Origin of the sequence: Cupriavidus sp. DF5525 (assembly GCF_040149425.2) — a bacterium.
GTDB lineage: Bacteria > Pseudomonadota > Gammaproteobacteria > Burkholderiales > Burkholderiaceae > Cupriavidus > Cupriavidus pickettii_A.
The window spans coordinates 3,820,760-3,839,931 of sequence record NZ_CP168265.1 but is presented as its reverse complement, the minus strand read 5'-3'; the positions used below and the strand labels follow the sequence as shown (position 1 = coordinate 3,839,931).

Below are 19,172 nucleotides of genomic sequence, written 5' to 3'. Positions count from 1 at the left end.
CGTGAGCAGTATCGTGAAACAGTTCGACCTGATCATCCGCAACGGCACCGTGGTGACCGCCAGCGACACCATGCAGTGCGATATCGGCATCGCCGGCGGCCGCATCGTGCAGCTCGGCCATGACCTGGGCGAGGCCGCTCAGACCATCGACGCCAGCGGCAAGCTGGTGCTGCCGGGCGGCGTCGATGCGCACTGCCACCTGGACCAGCCGATGCCGGACGGCCTCAAGATGGCCGACGACTTCCGCACCGGGTCGATCTCGGCGGCGTGCGGCGGGACCACTACCGTGATCCCGTTCGCCGCGCAGGAGAAGGGCCATTCGCTGCGCGCCGCGGTCAGCGACTACCACCGCCGCGCCGACGGCAAGGCGGTGGTCGACTACGCCTTCCACCTGATCGTGGCCGATCCCACCGAGGCGGTGCTGCGCGACGAGTTGCCGGGGCTGATCCGCGAGGGCTATTCCTCGTTCAAGGTCTACATGACCTACGACGACCTCAAGCTGAACGACCGCGAGATTCTCGAGGTGCTGTCGGTGGCCCGGCAGGAAGGCGCGCTGGTGATGGTGCATGCCGAGAACTCCGACTGCATCGCCTGGCTGACCGAAAAGCTGGAGTCGGCGGGCAATACCGCCCCCCGTTTCCACGCGCTGGCCCGGCCGATGGCGATCGAGCGCGAGGCCACGCACCGTGCCATCACCTTCTCGGAACTGGTCGACGTGCCGATCCTGATCGTGCATGTGTCAGGCAAGGAAGCGGTCGAGCAGATCCGCTGGGCGCGCAACCGCGGCATGAAGATCTTTGCCGAGACCTGCCCGCAGTACCTGTTCCTGACCGCCGACGACCTCGACCAGCCCGGCTACCACGGCGCCAAGTGCGTGTGCAGCCCGCCGCCGCGCGACCGCAGCAACCAGGAGGTGATCTGGGACGGCCTGGGCGATGGCCTGTTCACGATCTTTTCGTCCGATCACGCACCGTTCCGCTACGAGGACCCGCAGGGCAAGATGCCCGGCGGCAAGGAGGTGCCGTTCCAGTACATCCCGAATGGCATCCCGGGGCTGGAAACGCGGCTGCCGCTGCTTTTCTCCGCCGGGGTGAATGGCGGGCGCATTTCGGTCAATCAGTTTGTCGCGCTGACCTCGACCAATCCCGCCAAGCTGTACGGCCTGCATCCGCGCAAGGGCACCATCGCCATCGGCGCCGATGCCGACCTGGCGATCTGGGACCCGCAGCGCGAGGTGGTGATCCGCAACGCCGACCTGCACCATGCGGTCGACTACACCCCTTACGAAGGCCTGCGCGTGACTGGCTGGCCAGTGACCACGCTGGTGCGCGGCAAGGTGGTGGCGCACGAGGGCGAGGTGCGCGCCGAGGCCGGCCACGGGCAGTTCCTGCCGTGCGCGTTGCCGGAAATGGCGCGGCCGCGCTACCGGACTTCCGGCGGCAGCTTGTAAAGACCGCCTTTGCCTTGCTGAAGCTTTGACCGACACTGCCAATATGGAACTCACCAACCGCCTGGACGCCGCCACCATCGCGGGCCGCGTTGTCGCCGGCCGCCTCGACCCCGCCGAGGTGGTTGCTGCCTTCCAGGCCCGCATCGCGGCGCGCAACGACCAGTTGAACGCCGTCTTCGAACAACGCCAGGACCTGGTCGACGCCGACCTCGCGCAACTGCGCGCGCGCCTGGCACAGGGCGAACGCCCGCTGCTGGCAGGCGTGCCGGTGATCGTCAAGGACGTGATCTGGAGCCAGGGCCGCCGCGTCACGCAGGGCTCGCAGCTGTACCGCGACTTTGTCGCGCCGGCCGATGCCATTGCCGTCGAGCGCCTGCGCCAGGCGGGCGCGATCGTGCTCGGCATGGGCAATACCTCCGAGTTCGCCTGCAAGGGCCTGACCACCAACAAGGTCTATGGCCTGACGCACCATCCTCTCGATGCCACGCTCACCGCCGGCGGTTCGTCGGGCGGCTGCGCGGTGGCGGTGGCCGCCGGCATGGCGCCGCTGGCGCTGGGCACCGATGGCGGCGGCTCCAGCCGGCGCCCGCCCGCGCATGCCGGCGTGGTCGGCTTCAAGCCTTCCTACGGCGCGATCCCCGACTCGGTCGGCTTTCCCCATGCCTTCAACGGCATCCAGGTGATCGCGCCGATCACGCGCACGGTGGCCGATGCGGAGCTGATGTTCGAGGTGCTGGCCGGTGCCGATGCGCGCGATCCCGATACGCTCGGGTTCACGCCGGGCGCCGCGCGGCCGCTGCATACGCTGAGGATCGCGATCAGCCCGCGCCTGGGCCTGGATACGCCGGTCGACGACGATGTCGCGCAGGCGTTCGAGCAGGCCGTGGCCCGGCTGCAGGCGGCCGGCCTGAGCGTCGAGCGCGCCGACCCGGTATGGCCCGCCGGCGCCGACGAGGCCGCGCTGATGCCGCTGCAGCACGTGGGCCTGGCCAATCTCTATGGCGAGCCATGGCGCCGCGACCCCGATGTGTTCGATCCCGATATCGCGCGCCAGATCGAACGCGGGCTGGCCTGGAGCGGCGCCGACGTGGCGCGTGCCCGCGAAGCCAGCCACCAGATCGCGCTCACGGTGGCCGGGTTCTTTACCCGCTACGACCTGCTGCTGTGCCCGACCACGCCATGCGTGGCCTGGCGCAACGACCGGCTCGGGCCGGAACGCATCGGCGGCGTCGCGGTGGAACCGCGCGCCCACGCGGTGTTCACCCCATTCTTCAACCACGCGCTGGCACCGGCGATCTCGGTGCCTTGCGGCAGCGGCCGCGACGGCCTGCCGGTGGGCCTGCAGATCGCCGGCCCGCGCGGCGCCGACCGCAGCGTGCTGGCCGCCGCCCGGCTGGCCGAAAGCCTGCTGGCGCCGCTGCTCAATCCTGCCGGATAACCGATATGCGAATCCTCGTTCTCAACCCCAATACCAGCGAGGGCATCACCGATCGGCTGATGCACGCCGCCACCGCCGTGGCTGCGCCCGGTACCGAACTGGTGCCGCTGACCGCCAGCCGCGGCGTCCCCTATATCGCCACGCGTGCCGAGGCCCAGATCGGCGGCGCCATCGCGCTGGAAATGCTGGCCGAGCACCACGGCCAGTTCGACGCCGCCATCATCGCCGCCTTCGGCGACCCCGGCCTGATGGGCGCGCGCGAACTGTTCGACCTGCCGGTGGTAGGCATGGCCGAGGCGGCCATGCTGTCGGCCTGCATGCTGGGGCGGCGCTTTGCCATCGTCACCTTCGCGCGGGCGCTCGGGCCCTGGTACGAGGAGTGCGTGGACATGCACGGCCTGCGCGGCCGGCTGGCCGGCATCCGCATGCTCGACGGCAGCTTTGCCTCAGTGTCGGACGTGCAGGAGGAGAAGGAGGCGGTGCTGGTGGAACTGGCCAACCGCGCGGTGGTGGAGGATGAGGCCGACGTGGTGATCCTGGCGGGCGCACCGCTGGCGGGCCTGGCCGCGCGCGTGCGCGACCGCATCCCGGTGCCGGTGGTCGACCAGATGGCCGCCGCCGTCAAGCAGGCCGAGGCGCTGGTCGCGCTGCAGCCGCGCAAGGCTACCGCGGGCACGTTCCGGCGCCCGGATGCCAAGCCCACGCTGGGTTTGCCGGACGCGTTGGCGGCGCGCATCGAGCACCGCTAAGCGCCTTCCCACTGGCCGCGGCTCAGACCGCGGCGAACACCGCTTCCAGGTCGACCTTTTCCTCGTCCGGCGCCTGCAGCCGCAGCGTGCTCTCGACATGCTCGAGATGCTCGGCCATCAGCTGCGCGGCGCGATCCCCGTCGCCGGCCTCCAGCGCATCGACGATATCGTCGTGTTCATGGTGCGGGCATGACGGCACGCCCGGCGCGTCATAGAGCGCGATGATCAGGCAGGTCAGCGAGCACAGCTCGCGCATGTACTTGCCCAGGTACTGGTTGCCCGTCATTTCCGCCAGCCGGCAGTGGAATTCGCCCGAGAGCCGGATGATGGCGCGCCGGTCGTTGCTGTCGCGCGCCTGCGCTTCCTCGCGCGTGGTGTCGCGCAGCGCGCGCAGCCCGGGCTTGCCGATCGCGCCGGCCAGGTCGCGCACCAGCGCGGGCTCCAGCAGGCGGCGCGAGTGCAGCACCTGGCGCGCTTCGGCCACGCTCGGGCTGGAGACGAAGGTGCCGCGGTTGGGATGCACCGTCAGCACGCCCTCATGCGCCAGCTTGCCGAAGGCCAGCCGTACCTTGGTGCGGCTCACGCCGAACACGCCGCCCAGCTTTTCCTCGACCAGCTTGGTGCCCGGGGGCAGCCGGTGCTCCCAGATCGCGGTCAGGATGCGGTCGGCGATTTCCTCCACCGACGCGCCGCGCGCATTGTCTGCGTCGGTTTCATTCGCACCGTCGGAGACAGCAACGGGGGGTTGGTCGGCTTTGGTTCGTGGCATGGCGGTTAGCGTTGACGGCCCGGAAAAAAGACATTCGGTGCCACTATTGTATGGCGGCATGCCGTCAAGTGTATAACACCGGCGGTGGACCGGTTGCTGCGCGCCGTATTACTTTGCAGTGCCCAGCTTCGCCAGCGCTTCGCCCGTCATACGGCAGATGCGCCAGTCGGGCAGCACGTCGGCGCCCATGGCCTGGTAGAAGTCGATCGACGGCTGGTTCCAGTCCAGCACCGACCATTCGAAGCGGCCGCAGCCGCGCGCGACCGCCAGCGCGGCCAGGTGCTTGAGCAGCGCCTTGCCCAGGCCATAGCCGCGCCAGGCCGGGTCGACGTACAGGTCTTCCAGGTACAGGCCGGGCTTGGCCAGGAAGGTCGAGAAGTTGTGGAAGAAGAGGGCGAAGCCCACCGCCTGGCGGCCGCCTTCGGACTCGACTTCGACCAGCACGGCCTCGGCATGCGGCGTGGCGCCGAAGAGCGCGTCCTGGATTTTCTGCGGCGTGGCTTCGACGATATGGGTCAGCTTCTCGTACTCGGCCAGGGCCAGGATCAGGTTGAACAGCGTTTCGCTGTCAGCGGCGGTGGCGGGGCGGATGGTGAAGGCGGGCTTGGACATGCTCGGTGTTTGCGCAGCAGTGAACAGACTGCGATTATCGCCTGAGCATCACTCGGCTTGCATCGCCGTCAATGGAGGTCTGCCAGCCTGCGCACCTGGTCCACGTAGCCGGGCGCCAGGCAGTCCACCACCAGCCGCTCGGGCGTGCTGCGCAGCCACGTCAGTTGCCGCTTGCACAGCTGGCGCGTGGCGGCGATGCCGCGCTCGCGCATGGTGGCAAAGTCGGATTCGCCATCCAGGTATTCCCACACCTGCCGGTAGCCCACGCAGCGGATCGACGGCAGCCCCGGATGCAGGTCGCCGCGGGCGCGCAGCCGCTCGACTTCTTCGATAAAGCCGCCGGCCAGCATCGCGTCATAGCGCTGGGCGATGCGCGCATGCAGCGCCAGCCGGTCCGACGGCTCCAGCGCGATCACGCGGTAGCGCTGGTCCGCCGCGCCGGCAAAGGTGCGGCCTTCGGCCTGGCGCGCCAGCAGCGCCGACATCGGCTGGCCCGACAGGCGGTGGATCTCCAGCGCGCGCTGGATGCGCTGCGCATCGTTGGGCGCGAGCCGCGCCGCGGTGACCGGGTCGACCTCCGCCAGCATCGCATGCAGTGCCGGCCAGCCGCGCTCGGCGGCGAGCTGGTCCAGCTCCGCGCGCAGCGCGGCGTCGGCCTGCGGCAGGTCGTTGAGGCCCTGCGTCAGCGCTTTGTAGTAGAGCATGGTGCCGCCGACGATCAGCGGCACATGGCCGCGGGCGCGGATCTCGCCAATCAGGCGTTCGGCATCGGTGACGAATTGCGCGGCCGAGTAGCTGTTGGCCGGGTCGATGATGTCGATCAGGTGGTGCGGCGCGGCGGCCAGTTCTTCGCGCGTGGGCTTGGCCGTGCCGATATCCATCTCGCGATACACCAGTGCCGAGTCCAGGCTGATGATCTCCACCGGCGCCTCGGCGGCCAGCGCTAGCGCGGCCGCGGTCTTGCCGGAGGCGGTGGGGCCGAGCAGGCAGACCACGGGCGGATGCGTGGCGGGATCTTGGGGTACGGCGGACATCGAATGGGGTGTGTTTGAGAGGGCGTGGCAGGCGGCTTACTGCCCGCGCAGGAACAGCCGGTCCAGCTCGGTCACGGTCAGTTGCACCCAGGTGGGGCGGCCGTGGTTGCACTGGTCGGCGCGCTCGGTCTGCTCCATCTGGCGCAGCAGCGCGTTCATTTCCTCGACGGTGAGCTTGCGGTTGGCGCGCACCGCGCTGTGGCAGGCCAGCGTGGCCAGCAGCTCATTGCGCCGCTCGGCCAGCACGCGCGAGCCGCCAAAGGCGTGCAGGTCGCGCAGCACGTCGCGCGCCAGCGCCTCGGCATCGGCCTGTTGCAGCAGCGCGGGCACGGCGCGAACCGCCAGCGTGGTGGGCGACACCGGCGCGATATCGAAGCCGAGCAGCGTCAGCGTCCCCTGGTGTTCCTCGGCCACGCCGATCTCGATCGGGCTGGCGGGCAGCGTGACCGGGATCAGCAGCGGCTGCACGGCCAGGTCGCGCGCGTCCAGGCCGGCCTTGATCTGCTCGTACAGGATGCGTTCGTGTGCGGCGTGCATGTCCACCAGCACCAGGCCACGCGCATTCTGCGCCAGCACGTAGATGCCGTGCAGCTGGGCGATGGCGTAGCCGAGCGGGTGGTCGTCGGGGGCATCTTCCGGCGCGCCCGGATCGCTGCGCCCCGCGGGCGGCAACCGGTCCAGCAGGCTGGGCGGATCGTCGGCTCGCGCCGCTTGCGCATCGGCAAGCCAGGCCGGGGGCTGCGCCGAGGCGCCAGGGAACGCGCCATACGGACGTGCGGCCGGCGCCGTGGCATCGCGCACCATGCCCAGGTAGGCCTGGCGCGGCTGGGCGATGCCGAGTTCGGTCTGGCGTGCCGCCGAGTAGTTGATCCACTGGCCGCCACCGCTACCGCCCGAGTAGCCGGGCCGGGCATCGCGTGCGCCGGCAGGAGCGAAACCGCCCGGCGGCTCGCTTATCTCGCCGTCGCTGTCGGTGTGCAAGCTGTCGCCGTTCTCGCCGGCCTGCCGCGCCAGGCAGCGCTGCACCGCGTGATAGACAAACTGGTGCACGGCGCGCGATTCGCGAAAGCGCACTTCGATCTTGGACGGGTGCACGTTGACGTCGACCATCTCCGGCGGCAGGTCCAGGCAAACCACATAGGAGGGGAAGCGGTCGCCGTGCAGCACGTCCTGGTAGGCGCTGCGCACCGCGTGGTTGAGCAGCTTGTCGCGCACGAAGCGGCCGTTGACAAAGAAGTACTGCTGGTCCGGGCGCCCGCGCGAGGCAGTGGGCAGGCCGGCAAAACCGTACAGGTGCAGCGTGTCGGCCTGCTCGTCCAGCGGTAGCCGCGCCTTGGCAAAGTCGCTGCCCAGCACCTGCGCGGTACGGGTGGCGACGTCGCCGGCGTTCCAGTGCTCCAGCGGCTTGCCGTTGTGGTGGACCGAGATGGTCACGTCGGGCCGCGCCAGCGCCACGCGCCGGACCATCTCCAGGCAATGGCCCAGTTCGGTTTGTTCCGATTTGAGGAACTTTCGGCGCGCCGGCGTGTTGAAGTAGAGGTGCTGCACGTCGACCGTGGTGCCGACCCCGCCGGAAGCGGGTTGCACCGTGCCGGTATCGGCACTGACCTGCGTGGCATGGGCATCGGCCGCGGTCCGGCTGGTCAGCGCCAGCTGGGAAACCGACGCGATCGAGGCCAGCGCCTCGCCGCGGAAGCCCAGCGTCAGCACCGATTCCAGCTCATCGAGCGAGGCAATCTTGCTGGTGGCGTGACGCATCAGCGCCACCGGCAACTCGGCGGCAGGGATGCCGCAGCCGTTGTCGGTGATGACGATGCGCCGCACGCCGCCTTCCTCCAGCCGGATGCCAAGCTGCGTGGCGCCGGCATCGAGTGCGTTTTCGAGCAGCTCCTTGACCACCGAGGCCGGGCGTTCCACCACTTCACCGGCGGCAATCTGGCTGATGAGCTGGTCCGGCAGCGGCCGGATCGGGCGCGGCAGCTGGGTGGTGCGCAAGGCGGTGGGAAGGTCGGTGCGGGAGGCGGTGTCTGGCATCCGGCGATTATACGTGGCCGTCCGCGCAGAGTCGGTGGCGCAGGGGTGCCAAAGGTGGCGGATCCGCGTGGCGGCTCTTGTATGATTCAGGCCAAGGAATCGGCCACACTAACCAACATAACGGGGAACGACTTGGATCTCGCTTTGCAGCTCATCGACATGCTGGTGCACGTCGACAAATACCTGGGCACGGTCATCGACCAGTACGGCCACTGGGTCTATGCCATCCTTTTCCTGATCGTGTTCGCGGAAACCGGGCTGGTGGTGGTGCCGTTCCTGCCGGGCGACTCGCTGCTGTTTATCGCGGGCGCCTTCTGTGCAACCGGCGCGATGAACGAGTGGGCGCTGATCGGCCTGCTGCTGACGGCCGCGATCACGGGCAATACCGTCAACTACATGGTGGGGAGCTGGATCGGCCCCAAGGTGTTCGAGCACCAGTGGCGCTTCCTGGACCAGGATGCGCTGCGCCGCACCCATGATTTCTACGAGCGGCATGGTGGCAAGACGCTGGTGCTCGCGCGCTTCGTGCCGATCGTGCGTACCTTCGCGCCGTTCGTGGCGGGGGTGTCGCAGATGACCTTTGCGCGCTTCCAGATGTTCAACGTGGTCGGCGCCGTGGCCTGGGTGGTGGGCCTGGTGTTCGCCGGCTACTTCTTCGGCAACCTGCCGTTTATCCGCCAGTACCTGAACCTGATCGTGCTGGCCGGCATCGGCGCGGCAGTGGTGCCGCTGGTGCTGGGCGGGCTGTGGAAGCTGGTGCGCGGCAATCGCCGCCGGCCTTCGCGCGTCGAGCGCTGAGACCGTTGCCGTCTTGCCGCGGCCTCTTCAGTTGAGGCTGCGGCTCATCATCCGCAGCGCGGGCATGCGCTCGCGGATCTGGCCGATATCGGCCGCATCCGGCCGGGCCAGGACATAGGCTTCCAGGTCGGCCAGCGCGGGACGGAAGCACTCCAGGTTGGCGTACGCCAACCCCCGGTCGCGCACTTCCTCGATCGATCCCGGCAGCAGGATCACCAGTCGGTTCTGCACTGCCAGCAACCGCTGCCAGCGCGACTCCTGCAGGTAGATCGCCTTCAGGTTGCGCAGCATGCGCGCGACGATCTCGCGGTGGCTGGCCGCGCGCAGGAACAGGCCCAGCGGTACCTGGCTGGCATCGGTGATGCCCTCGCGCTCCAGGTACGGATCCAGCATTTCCTGCAGTTGTTCCTTCGACAGGGTTTCCCCGGTAAGAGGGTCCAGCACCACTTCGCCGGCCGGGATCGTCATGCGCAGCAGGAAGTGGTTGGGGAACGACACCCCCTTGAGCGGCAGGCCGATCTGCTGGCCCAGCTCAATAAAGAGGACCGCGAGCGAGATCGGGATGCCGCGCCGCTGGCGCACCACCACGTTCAGGTAGGAGTTGTCGGGATCGTAGTAGTCGTTCGCGTTCGGGCCGAAGCCCAGGTCGCGATAGAAGAAATGGTTCAGCAGGCGCAGCCGCTGGATCGCGGGGGTGCCTTCGGCGATCCGGCGTTTCAGGCGCAGCGCCAGCACGTCCAGCGCCGCCAGCTCGGCCTGCAGGTCCAGGTCGGGGTAGGCGTCCTGCGCGATGGACAGCGCGGTTTCGGTCAGCGGGATGCCGTTCTCGTCCGCCACGAGGCTGGCGAAGTAATCCAGGACTTTGGTGGAAGTCATATCGGTTTCCCGGTGCAGCCGTCGGTGCCGCGCGCAGCGTGGGTCACCACGGCTAGCCGGCGCGCCGCCTGAAGGCGGAGAAGCGAAGTCCCATGAGCCACAGTGTACCGAAGTAGACCACCGCTGCAAGTACCAGGCAGGAAGCCAGCAGCGCGATGCGCAAGAGCGGCGTGGCGCCCAGGCCGATCCAGTCGAAGTTGCGCGTGAACCAGAGCAGCATGCCGGACAGCAGCAGCACCGAGGTCGTAAGCTGCGCCAGGAACAGCCACCAGCCCGGCGCCGGCTTGTACAGGCCGCGCCGGCGCAGCCCGAAGAACAGCAGCAGCGCGTTGAGGGTGGCGCCGGCACTGATCGACAGCGCCAGGCCCGCGTGGCCGATCCACGGCACAAACGCAACGTTGCACGCCTGCGTGACGACCAGCACCAGCACCGCGATCTTGACCGGCGTGCGGATGTCCTGGCGCGCATAGAAGCCCGGCGCCAGGATCTTGATGGCGATCAGCCCGAGCAGGCCGGTGCCATACGACACCAGCGCCTGGCGCGTCATCTCGACCGCGTGCGCGTCGAACTTGCCGTAATTGAACAGCACCGCCGTCAGCGGCGCGCCGAACACGAACAGCCCCACCGCGCACGGCACCGCCAGCAGGAAGGTCAGCCGCAGGCCCCAGTCGAGCAGGCCGGAGTACTCGGCGTGATCCCCGCTCGCGTTCGCTTTGGACAGGCTGGGCAGCAGGATCGTGCCCAACGCTACGCCTAGAAGTGCGGTCGGGAACTCCATCAGGCGATCGGCATACGTCAGGTAAGAGACGCTGCCCGCCACCAGCCGCGAGGCGATATTGGTGTTGATGATCTGGCTCACCTGCGCTACCGACACCGCCAGCAGCGCCGGCCCCATCTGGCGCAGAATGCGGCGCACGCCTTCGTCCGACCAGGCCGCGCGCAGGTTGAAGCCAAGGCGCGGCATCACGCCCAGGCGCCGCAGCGCCGGCACCTGGATCGCCAGCTGCAGCACGCCGCCGATCAGTACGCCCCAGGCCTGCGCGTAGATGGGCTGGTCCATATGCGGGCCGACGAACAGCGCCGCGACGATCAGGCACAGGTTCAGCAGCACCGGCGTGAACGCCGGTACGGCGAACTTGCGCCAGGTGTTGAGGATGCCCGAGGCCAGCGCCACCAGCGAGATCAGCCCGATATAGGGGAACATCACTCGCGTCATGAACACCGCGGCGGTATAGGTCTCGCTTTGCCCGCGGAAGCCCGTGGCCACCACCGTCATCACCAGCGGCGCCCCGATCACGCCGAGCAGGGACACGCCCATCAGCACCCAGGTCATGACCGTGGCGACCGAGTCGATCAGCGCCTTGGTCGGCGCGTCGCCGCGCTTGGCGTGATACTCGCCCAGGATCGGCACGAAGGCCTGCGAGAATGCGCCTTCGCCGAAGATGCGGCGCAGCAGGTTGGGGATGCGGAAGGCCACGTTGAACGCGTCGGTCATCTCCGACGCGCCGAAGGCGCGGGCGATCAGGATCTCGCGCACGAGGCCGGTGATGCGCGAGAGCATCGTCAGGCTGCTGATGGTGGCGAGCGCTTTGAGCAGGTTCAAGGTGAGGGTCGATGCGGGACGGGTGGATCGGTGCAGGCCCCGGTCGGGCGCAGGCGGGCCGAGAAGGGCGGCAGCGCCGCGCGTCAGGCGCCGCGGACGCCTCTCAGACGCGCGCCGGGCGGCAAAGTTGCCCGCGCGCCACGCGCACCGGCGTGATGTGGCGCATATTATACGGATCGGTCCGACGCCCGGCCCGCCCTGAGGCGGCAAAGTCTCGGCGGTGTTGCGTGGCGCGTCAGCATCTGTGTATAATTGCCGATTCACAAGGACAGTTGCGTTCCGGATTCGTGTGTCAGTGCATCCCGGGTCGCTCGATATGACTTAATTGTTGTGTCCCCCGCGGCACGCATCTGAATTCAGGATATTTTCGAAATGGCAAATTCCGCACAAGCTCGCAAGCGCGCCCGCCAGGCCGTTGCACAGAACGCTCACAACTCCAGCCTGCGCTCGCGTCTGCGCACCGCCGTCAAGGCGGTCCGCAAGGCCATCGACGCCGGCGACAAGGCTGCTGCTGCCGAGATCTTCAAGAACTCGCAAGCCGTGATCGACAGCATCGCCGACAAGAAGATCGTGCACAAGAACAAGGCCGCCCGTCACAAGTCGCGCCTGTCGGCTGCCATCAAGGCCATGGCTGTCTGATAGCTGCTCCGGGCCGCTGAGGCGGTCCAGCACCGGCGGGTGCCCAGGCATCAGTCAACAAAAAAGCTCGTCATCCGACGAGCTTTTTTGTTTTTCTGTTGCTCCGCTGTGCTGCTTATTCCAGCGAGCAGGCCTCGACCATCTGCAGGTTGTTGTCGCGCGCGAAATTCAGCACGAAGTCCAGCGCCTTGGGTTCAATGTCGCGCAGTCGCGCATCCACCACCACGCACTTGACGTTGCCGGCGAAGATCGGGCGCACATAGGGGGAGTAGGTCAGGCGGGGATCGCCGGTGTCGCCCTCGGGGCGGAACTGCGCCATCACGCCGCACAGCCGTTCAGCCCAGTCGCTCGGGCGGAAGGTCTTGCCTTCCTTGGTAATGCCTTGGATAAAGTATTCGCGAACGTTGGGGTTCATGAGGCTGGAGACTGCGGGTGGGGCTGAAGACTCGACGGTAAACCCGCGGAACGGGCGCCCGTTTGACGCGGCCGGTGCGCGTTTGGTTCGCGCTTTTTCCAGCCGGGAAGGCGGGGCGTCGGTCTCTGCGGGGGCACTTTTGATGCCGGCGGCGGGCAGCGGCATGGGTATGCCGGGCCCCGCGTGAATCAGCAGGTATTATATCTTATATAAGAGTTGCGCATAAGGGCGAAATCCTGTCAGGAACCTGTCAACGAGCGGGGCGCGTCAATCGGGGCGGGTTGTCCCGGGCTCGCCAAAGCAGAAATAATCCCTTATGATTCCTGCAGTTAAATTGCGTATGCGACGCGAAAAGGCGGCTCCGCGGCGCGCTTGGGTCATGAACACTTCATGACGGCGCGTCCCCACCGAGCCGCCTTCTTTGTTTTATGAGCTCAACCCCGATCAAGCATTACCTCCAGTTCAGCGACTTCACTCCCGACGAGTACGAGTACCTGCTGGATCGCGCGCGGATCCTGAAGGCCAAGTTCAAGAACTACGAGACCTGGCACCCGCTGCACGACCGCACGCTGGCCATGATCTTCGAGAAGAATTCCACGCGTACGCGCCTGTCGTTCGAGGCCGGCATCCACCAGCTCGGCGGTCATGCTGTGTTCCTGAACACGCGCGACTCGCAACTGGGCCGCGGCGAGCCGATCGAGGATGCGGCGCAGGTGATCTCGCGCATGGTCGACATCATCATGATCCGCACCTTCGGCCAGGACATCATCGACCGCTTTGCCGCGCATTCGCGCGTGCCGGTGATCAATGGCCTGACCAACGAATACCACCCGTGCCAGGTGCTGGCCGACATCTTCACCTATATCGAGCAGCGTGGCAGCATCCGCGGCAAGACCGTGGCGTGGATCGGCGATGCCAACAACATGGCCTACACCTGGATCCAGGCGGCCGAACGGCTGGGCTTCACCTTCCATTTCTCGGCGCCGCCGGGCTACCAGCTCGATCCGGCCATGGTGCCGGCGTCCGCCGCCGGGCTGGTCAAGGTCTTTGACGATCCGCTCGCCGCCTGCCAGGGCGCGAGCCTGGTCACCACCGATGTCTGGACCAGCATGGGCTTCGAGGCGGAGAACGACGCCCGCAAGCGCGCTTTCAAGGACTGGATGGTCACCACCGCGATGATGGACCGCGCCGAGCCCGACGCGCTCTTCATGCACTGCCTGCCAGCGCACCGCGGCGAGGAAGTCGAGGCCGCCGTGATCGACGGCCCCAAGAGCGTGGTCTGGGACGAGGCGGAGAACCGCCTGCACGTGCAGAAGGCGCTGATGGAATACCTGCTCTGCGGCCGCTACTGAGCGCGCGCGGGGTGAACAGGGGAGGGGCCGCGATGGCCCCTCTTTTTACGTCTTAAGACAAAGCCAGGAGATGGAAATGAGCCAGTTCGACAACGTGTCGGTCGTCAAGAAAGCCAACCTGTATTTCGACGGCAAGTGCGTGAGCCACACCGTGCTGTTCCCGGACGGCACCCGCAAGACGCTGGGCGTGATCTTCCCGGCCGCGCTGACCTTCAATACCGGCGCGCCGGAAATCATGGAAATCAACGCCGGCACCTGCCGCGTGCGCCTGGCCGGTTCGGAAGACTGGCAGACCTATGGCGCCGGCCAGCAGTTCAGCGTGCCGGGCAACAGCAGCTTCGATATCGAGGTGCAGGAGACGCTGGACTACGTCTGCCACTTCGCCTGACTCTGACTGAGCGCCTGACCGCGCGACTGATCGCCGAAGCCGCGGCGCTTCAGAGCACTACCGGCTCGGGCTCGATGCGTACGCCGAAACGGGCCTCGACGGTATCGGCGATGCGATTGGCCAGCGCCAGCAGCATCGCGCCGGTACCGCCGCCGTGGTGCACCAGCACCAGGGCCTGCTTGCCGTAGACACCGACCGGGCCGTCGCTGACACCCTTGAAGCCGCAGCGGTCGATCAGCCAGCCAGCAGCCAGCTTGTAGCTCCCGTCCAGCTGCGCGTAGCTGACCAGGTCCGGATGGGCCTGCAACAGGGCATCGCGCTGTGCCGCGCTGACCAGCGGGTTCTTGAAGAAGCTGCCGGCATTGCCGACTTGCGCGGGGTCGGGCAGCTTGCGCGAGCGGATCGCGACCACGGCGTCGCGCACCATGGCCGCATCGGGCGCGGCCTGTCCGTCGAGTTCGCGCGCCAGTTCCCCATACGACAGCACCGGCTGCCATGCCTTGCGCAGGCGCAGCGTCACCGCCGTGATGATGTAGCGGCCGGCGCCGACGCGCTTGAACAGGCTGTCGCGGTAGCCGAAGCCACAGGCCCGCAGGTCCAGCCACACGAATGCGCCGGTGTGGCGGTCATAGGCGCGTACGCCTTCGAAGCGCTCGCGCAGCTCGACCCCGTAGGCGCCGATGTTCTGGATCGGCGCGGCGCCCGCGGTGCCGGGGATCAGCGCCAGGTTTTCCAGGCCGGGCATGCCGTCGGCGATGGTGCGGTTGACCAGCGCGTTCCAGTTCTCGCCCGCGCCGGCGGTGACCAGCCATGCGTCGTCGGCATCTTCCCCCTGGTAGCCGGGGATTTCCATCAACAGCACCAGTGCCTCGAGGTCGCGCGTCAGCACCACGTTGCTGCCACCGCCAAGCACCACCAGCGGCAGGCCGGCGGCGCGCGGATCGGCCAGTGCCGCCGTCAGGTCGGCCTCGCTGCGCACGTGCACTGCAAAGCGCGCGCGCGCGTCGAATCCGAATGTATTGTGGCGACGCAGGGGATAGAATTCGTGGAAATCTGCCATGCAAGAGGAAAGGTGACGCGGCCGCCGCTGGTGGTGTGCAGGCGACCCGGAACTGCGAGGTAGGCTGGATTATACGGAAGTGCCGCCATTGCCAGCGGCCGCCACCGTGCATATGGATCACAAGGAGAATGCAATGCCGTCGTTTGACGTAGTGTGCGAAGCGAACATGGTCGAGGTGAAGAACGCTGTCGAGCAGGCCAACAAGGAAATCTCGACCCGCTTCGATTTCAAGGGCTCGGACGCCCGGGTCGAGCAAAAGGAAAACGAACTGACCGCCTTTGCCGACGACGATTTCAAGCTGGGCCAGGTCAAGGACGTGCTGATCAGCAAGATGGCCAAGCGCAACGTGGACGTGCGCTTCCTGGACTACGGCAAGACCGACAAGATCAGCGGCGACAAGCTCAAGCAGGTAATCACGATCAAGAAGGGCGTGACCGGCGACCTGGCCAAGAAGATCGTGCGCATGATCAAGGACAGCAAGATCAAGGTGCAGGCCAGCATCCAGGGCGACGCGGTGCGCGTGTCGGGCACCAAGCGCGACGACCTCCAGAACGTGATCGCGATGCTGCGCAAGGACGTGTCCGAGGCGCCGCTGGACTTCAACAACTTCCGCGACTGAGTCGCGCGACGCCGATGCCGGCGCCCGCGCCGGCATCGCTCACTGCCGCGGCTGCGGCAGCCCGCCGATCTTCGCGCCGGCCTTGAGGCCCTTCTGCGCGAACCATCCCTTGTTCATCTCCAGTGCATAGCGGATTGCCGCCTTCGGGCAATGATTGTCCTCGCTGCGCGGTGCCATGTCCTCGATATTGACGATGGTGCCGTCGTCGGCCAGGAAGGCGATCGACAGCGGCAGTTCGGTATTGCGCATCCAGAAGCAGTGGCCCGCTTTCTGCTCGAACACGAACAGCATGCCGGCGTTGGGCGCCATGCTCTTGCGGTACATCAGCCCCTGCTCGCGTGCCGCCGGCGTGGCGGCGACCTCAGCCTGGATCGCGTACATGCCGGCGGTGAGCGGCACCACGGGCAGTGCGGCCTGCGCATGGGCGATCCCCGCGCTCAGCGCGGCAAGCATGCCGGCAACAGGTAAGCAGCGTGACAACAGCGTCTTGGACAGGAAGGACATGGTGTTCGGTCTGAAGTGGCGCGCAGACGGGCGCAGTGACTGGCGCAGACAAAGGCAGCCGCAAGCATAGCGCACGCCGGCCAAGCCGATGCGTGCCGCGCGGCTTTTCCTGGCGGGCGCCGTGTGCAACAAAAAAGGCAGGCGCCTGGCGGCGGCCTGCCTTTTTTTCGCTCCCTGCCATGCGAACAGCCGGCAGGGGGGGCGCAGCTTACTGCGCGGCCGGCGCCGAAGCGGTGGCGGCCTTCTTGCTGCTGTGCTTCTTGTGGCTGGTCTTCTTCTTGGCGGTCTTCGGTGCTTCCTTGGTGGCCGCGGGCGCTGCAGCGTCGGCGGCAGCGGGTGCCGAAGCCTGGGCGAAGGCTCCGGTGGCGAACAGGCCAACAACCAGAGCAGCGATCAGTTTTTTCATGACGATTACCTCGAAGGATAAGAACAGTCGGAAGTTGTGACGCGTGATTGGACGTGTCCCTGACAAGAACGAGGCCGATGTCGCCAGCGTTGACGTTCGATTTGTTAGCTTTTGTAACGTGGACGCCGCTTGGCGGCGTTCGCCTGTCTGGTGGTTGATACATGGGGGCGGCGCGCGGGATCGGGACGGGAGCGAGGCGCCGCGGGCGTGCCCAGCCCCAACACGGCGGGATCGACCTCGCAGGATTCCCCCGGCCCAAGTCCGAGAGTGCGCAGGTCCAGCGGGCCGATGCCGACCCGTACCAGCCGCAGCGTCGGGAAGCCGACCGCGGCGGTCATGCGGCGGACCTGCCGGTTCTTGCCTTCGCGGATCTTCAGTTCCAGCCACGAGGTCGGGATCGCGGCGCGAAAACGCACCGGCGGATGGCGCGGCCACAGCCATTCGGGCGCGTCGATCGCGCGCACGGTGGCCGGCTGCGTCACGAAGTCGCCCAGGTCAACCCCGGCCCGTAAGCGGGCGAGGGCGGCCGCGTCGGCAATGCCTTCCACCTGGGCCAGGTAAGTCTTCTCCAGCTTGTGGCGCGGATCGGCGATGCGGGCCTGCAGCGCGCCGTCCTCGGTCAGCAGCAGCAGTCCCTCGCTGTCCGCATCGAGCCGCCCGGCGGGGTAGACGCCGGGCACGGTCACGCACGCGGCCAGCGTCGGGCGCGTCGGGTGTTCCGAAAACTGGCTCATGGTGCCGAACGGCTTGTTCAGGGCGATCAGGGTCATGGGGCGCAAGTATGCCGCAGCCGTGCCCCGCAGCGGGCGGGATCGGCCCGCCAGGATTGGCGGATGATGAAAAATTGCTGCATAATACGAAATTAGTCTTGTGTCTTATATAAGACTGAGACCAGCCTGAAACAAGGCTGAAGTGGTGCGGCGCAGCACGGGCGCGCAACGATGCCCGGCTACAATTGCCAGCGCCATCTCCCGAATCTCGCCGCCCGGCCACGCACCGGCGGCAGTCACAACCGTTCCGCACTGGAGACGTCATGTACCAACACATCAAGGTTCCGGCCGGTGAAAAGATCACGGTCAACCAGGACTTTTCGCTGAATGTCCCGGACAATCCGATCATTCCTTACATCGAAGGCGACGGTACGGGCCTCGATATCACGCCGGTGATGATCAAGGTGGTCGACGCGGCCGTGGACAAGGCCTACGGCGGCAAGCGCAAGATCGCCTGGATGGAGATCTATGCCGGCGAGAAGTCGACCAAGGTCTACGGGCCGGACGTGTGGCTGCCGGACGAAACCCTGGACGTGCTCAAGGATTACGTGGTCTCGATCAAGGGCCCGCTGACCACGCCGGTGGGCGGCGGCATCCGTTCGCTGAATGTGGCGCTGCGCCAGCAGCTGGACCTGTACGTCTGCCTGCGCCCGGTGCGCTACTTCAAGGGCGTGCCCTCACCGGTGCGCGAGCCGGAAAAGACCGATATGGTGATCTTCCGCGAGAACTCGGAAGACATCTACGCCGGCATCGAGTGGGCGGCGGAAAGCGAACAGGCGAAAAAGCTCATCAACTTCCTCCAGAACGAGATGGGTGTGAAGAAGATCCGCTTTCCGGCGACCTCGGGCATCGGCATCAAGCCGGTCTCGCGCGAGGGCACCGAGCGCCTGGTGCGCAAGGCGATCCAGTACGCCATCGACAACGACAAGCCGTCGGTGACGCTGGTGCACAAGGGCAACATCATGAAGTTCACCGAAGGTGGCTTCCGTGACTGGGGCTACGAGCTGGCGCAAAAGGAATTCGGCGCCGAGCTGGTCGACGGCGGCCCGTGGTGCAAGTTCAAGAACCCGAAGACCGGCAAGGACATCGTGGTCAAGGACGCCATTGCCGACGCCTTCCTGCAGCAGATCCTGCTGCGTCCGGCTGAATATTCGGTGATCGCCACGCTGAACCTGAACGGCGACTACATCTCCGACGCACTGGCCGCGCAGGTCGGCGGCATCGGCATCGCGCCGGGCGCCAACATGTCCGACTCGGTCGCCATGTTCGAAGCCACCCACGGCACCGCGCCCAAGTACGCCGGCAAGGACTACGTCAACCCGGGCTCGGAAATCCTGTCGGCGGAAATGATGCTGCGCCACATGGGCTGGACCGAGGCCGCGGACCTGATCATCGCGTCGATGGAAAAGTCGATCCTGTCCAAAAAGGTCACCTATGATTTCGCACGCCTGCTGGAAGGCGCGACGCAGGTCTCGTGCTCCGGCTTCGGCCAGGTGATGATCGACAATATGTAAGCGCGGACTCCCGCTGTGGCGGGCATCCTGCCAAGGAAAACCCCGGCGCCGCCTGGTAGGCGCCGGGGTTTTCTTCTTGCGCCGGGCGCCGGCCTTGCCTAGAACGTCTGGGATTGAACTGACGGGCCTGGGGCCCGGGGAG

General features: G+C 67.1%; 20 protein-coding genes. 9 read left to right on the top strand and 11 right to left on the bottom strand.

The window, feature by feature from the left end; translation table 11 throughout:
• The first annotated feature begins 13 nt into the window (after positions 1–13).
• Genes hydA through ABNX08_RS17925 form a run of 3 tightly spaced genes read left to right on the top strand, consistent with a single transcriptional unit; the run spans position 14 to position 3,637 of the window.
• Positions 14–1,450, top strand: coding sequence for a dihydropyrimidinase (gene hydA / locus ABNX08_RS17935; protein WP_041681149.1), 1,437 nt, complete (start codon positions 14–16; stop codon positions 1,448–1,450).
• A 43-nt stretch (positions 1,451–1,493) separates the two neighbouring features.
• Entirely contained in the window at positions 1,494–2,888 is a 1,395-nt protein-coding gene (locus ABNX08_RS17930) for an amidase (protein WP_041681596.1), read from the top strand.
• Between the two features lie 5 nt (positions 2,889–2,893).
• Complete coding sequence (locus ABNX08_RS17925) at positions 2,894–3,637, top strand: aspartate/glutamate racemase family protein (protein WP_022536497.1); 744 nt, start codon at positions 2,894–2,896, stop codon at positions 3,635–3,637.
• 22 nt (positions 3,638–3,659) lie between these two features.
• Here the strand turns inward: ABNX08_RS17925 and ABNX08_RS17920 are convergent, their stop codons facing one another.
• The 4 genes from ABNX08_RS17920 to mutL all read right to left on the bottom strand — a co-directional run bounded on the left by ABNX08_RS17920 (position 3,660) and on the right by mutL (position 8,086).
• Positions 3,660–4,406, bottom strand: coding sequence for a GntR family transcriptional regulator (locus ABNX08_RS17920; protein ID WP_022536496.1), 747 nt, complete (start codon positions 4,404–4,406; stop codon positions 3,660–3,662).
• Positions 4,407–4,514: 108 nt separating this feature from the next.
• On the bottom strand, positions 4,515–5,018 hold the full coding sequence (locus ABNX08_RS17915) for a GNAT family N-acetyltransferase (RefSeq protein WP_022536495.1): 504 nt from the start codon (positions 5,016–5,018) through the stop codon (positions 4,515–4,517).
• 68 nt (positions 5,019–5,086) lie between these two features.
• On the bottom strand, positions 5,087–6,052 hold the full coding sequence (gene miaA / locus ABNX08_RS17910; protein ID WP_022536494.1) for a tRNA (adenosine(37)-N6)-dimethylallyltransferase MiaA: 966 nt from the start codon (positions 6,050–6,052) through the stop codon (positions 5,087–5,089).
• A gap of 36 nt (positions 6,053–6,088) precedes the next feature.
• Complete coding sequence (gene mutL / locus ABNX08_RS17905; RefSeq protein ID WP_022536493.1) at positions 6,089–8,086, bottom strand: DNA mismatch repair endonuclease MutL; 1,998 nt, start codon at positions 8,084–8,086, stop codon at positions 6,089–6,091.
• 144 nt (positions 8,087–8,230) lie between these two features.
• Between mutL and ABNX08_RS17900 the strand changes: the two genes are divergently transcribed.
• Positions 8,231–8,884, top strand: coding sequence for a VTT domain-containing protein (locus ABNX08_RS17900; protein ID WP_349606335.1), 654 nt, complete (start codon positions 8,231–8,233; stop codon positions 8,882–8,884).
• Between the two features lie 27 nt (positions 8,885–8,911).
• Here the strand turns inward: ABNX08_RS17900 and ABNX08_RS17895 are convergent, their stop codons facing one another.
• Together ABNX08_RS17895 and murJ are read right to left on the bottom strand one after the other, a co-directional pair.
• Entirely contained in the window at positions 8,912–9,760 is an 849-nt protein-coding gene (locus ABNX08_RS17895) for a SirB1 family protein (RefSeq protein ID WP_022536491.1), read from the bottom strand.
• A gap of 52 nt (positions 9,761–9,812) precedes the next feature.
• The gene (gene murJ, locus ABNX08_RS17890) at positions 9,813–11,363 is read right to left on the bottom strand and encodes a murein biosynthesis integral membrane protein MurJ (protein WP_041681148.1); all 1,551 of its coding nucleotides are present in this window, start codon (positions 11,361–11,363) and stop codon (positions 9,813–9,815) included.
• A 372-nt stretch (positions 11,364–11,735) separates the two neighbouring features.
• Between murJ and rpsT the strand changes: the two genes are divergently transcribed.
• Positions 11,736–12,002: a 30S ribosomal protein S20 gene (rpsT, locus tag ABNX08_RS17885; protein ID WP_022536489.1), complete on the top strand. Its 267-nt coding sequence runs from the start codon at positions 11,736–11,738 to the stop codon at positions 12,000–12,002.
• 115 nt (positions 12,003–12,117) lie between these two features.
• On the opposite strand, the gene ABNX08_RS17880 is transcribed toward rpsT, so the two are convergent.
• The gene (locus ABNX08_RS17880; protein ID WP_041681147.1) at positions 12,118–12,417 is read right to left on the bottom strand and encodes a DUF3579 domain-containing protein; all 300 of its coding nucleotides are present in this window, start codon (positions 12,415–12,417) and stop codon (positions 12,118–12,120) included.
• A gap of 428 nt (positions 12,418–12,845) precedes the next feature.
• Here ABNX08_RS17880 and argF point away from each other — a divergent pair, with 428 nt between their 5' ends.
• Complete coding sequence (gene argF / locus ABNX08_RS17875; protein WP_022536487.1) at positions 12,846–13,769, top strand: ornithine carbamoyltransferase; 924 nt, start codon at positions 12,846–12,848, stop codon at positions 13,767–13,769.
• Between the two features lie 76 nt (positions 13,770–13,845).
• Positions 13,846–14,157 (top strand): pyrimidine/purine nucleoside phosphorylase, encoded by a 312-nt coding sequence (locus ABNX08_RS17870; RefSeq protein ID WP_010815007.1) that lies wholly within the window; start codon positions 13,846–13,848, stop codon positions 14,155–14,157.
• Positions 14,158–14,206: 49 nt separating this feature from the next.
• On the opposite strand, the gene murB is transcribed toward ABNX08_RS17870, so the two are convergent.
• Positions 14,207–15,217, bottom strand: coding sequence for a UDP-N-acetylmuramate dehydrogenase (murB, locus tag ABNX08_RS17865; protein WP_022536485.1), 1,011 nt, complete (start codon positions 15,215–15,217; stop codon positions 14,207–14,209).
• A gap of 133 nt (positions 15,218–15,350) precedes the next feature.
• Here murB and ABNX08_RS17860 point away from each other — a divergent pair, with 133 nt between their 5' ends.
• Positions 15,351–15,836: a YajQ family cyclic di-GMP-binding protein gene (locus ABNX08_RS17860; RefSeq protein ID WP_022536484.1), complete on the top strand. Its 486-nt coding sequence runs from the start codon at positions 15,351–15,353 to the stop codon at positions 15,834–15,836.
• A gap of 39 nt (positions 15,837–15,875) precedes the next feature.
• Here the strand turns inward: ABNX08_RS17860 and ABNX08_RS17855 are convergent, their stop codons facing one another.
• From ABNX08_RS17855 to ABNX08_RS17845, 3 genes are all read right to left on the bottom strand, one after another.
• Positions 15,876–16,340 (bottom strand): DUF192 domain-containing protein, encoded by a 465-nt coding sequence (locus ABNX08_RS17855; protein WP_041681146.1) that lies wholly within the window; start codon positions 16,338–16,340, stop codon positions 15,876–15,878.
• A gap of 208 nt (positions 16,341–16,548) precedes the next feature.
• The gene (locus tag ABNX08_RS17850) at positions 16,549–16,746 is read right to left on the bottom strand and encodes a hypothetical protein (RefSeq protein WP_349606302.1); all 198 of its coding nucleotides are present in this window, start codon (positions 16,744–16,746) and stop codon (positions 16,549–16,551) included.
• A 104-nt stretch (positions 16,747–16,850) separates the two neighbouring features.
• Positions 16,851–17,516 (bottom strand): pseudouridine synthase, encoded by a 666-nt coding sequence (locus ABNX08_RS17845; protein ID WP_022536481.1) that lies wholly within the window; start codon positions 17,514–17,516, stop codon positions 16,851–16,853.
• 263 nt (positions 17,517–17,779) lie between these two features.
• On the opposite strand from ABNX08_RS17845, the gene icd reads away from it, so the two are divergent.
• A complete protein-coding gene (gene icd / locus ABNX08_RS17840) occupies positions 17,780–19,030 on the top strand; it encodes an NADP-dependent isocitrate dehydrogenase (RefSeq protein ID WP_349606300.1) in 1,251 nt (416 codons plus the stop codon).
• Positions 19,031–19,172: the final 142 nt, after the last annotated feature.